We start from the raw sequence: 282 nt of genomic DNA on the forward strand, positions 1-282 counted from the left end.
GACGCCGTCCACCTGCGTGCAATTCAAGCCGCACTGCACTAACTTTACCATCGACGACGTCTCCCCCGGCTGGCGTTACCTCGATCTGCTGCCGGACGGCCGCGTCGAGACGCAGGTGTTCCGCCTGGAAAACGACGATTTCCGCCCCGATATGGACTCGGATGGATACTGATGCCTTCGACACTGCTCTACCTGCACGGTTTCAACAGCTCGCCGCAGTCGGCCAAGGCGGTGGCCTTCAAGGCCTGGCTGGCCGAACACCATCCCGCTATCGAGATGCTG

At 61.7% G+C, this 282-nt stretch carries 1 protein-coding gene; it reads left to right on the top strand.

Translation table 11 applies throughout. From position 1 onward, the window contains the following. Window positions 1-171: 171 nt before the first annotated feature. Window positions 172-282: YqiA/YcfP family alpha/beta fold hydrolase (locus J0A68_RS23410; RefSeq protein ID WP_206580530.1), on the top strand; the 111-nt coding region annotated here is incomplete at its 3' end.

The organism is Algoriphagus oliviformis, from assembly GCF_017254915.1.
Taxonomy (GTDB): Bacteria; Bacteroidota; Bacteroidia; order Cytophagales; family Cyclobacteriaceae; genus Algoriphagus; species Algoriphagus oliviformis.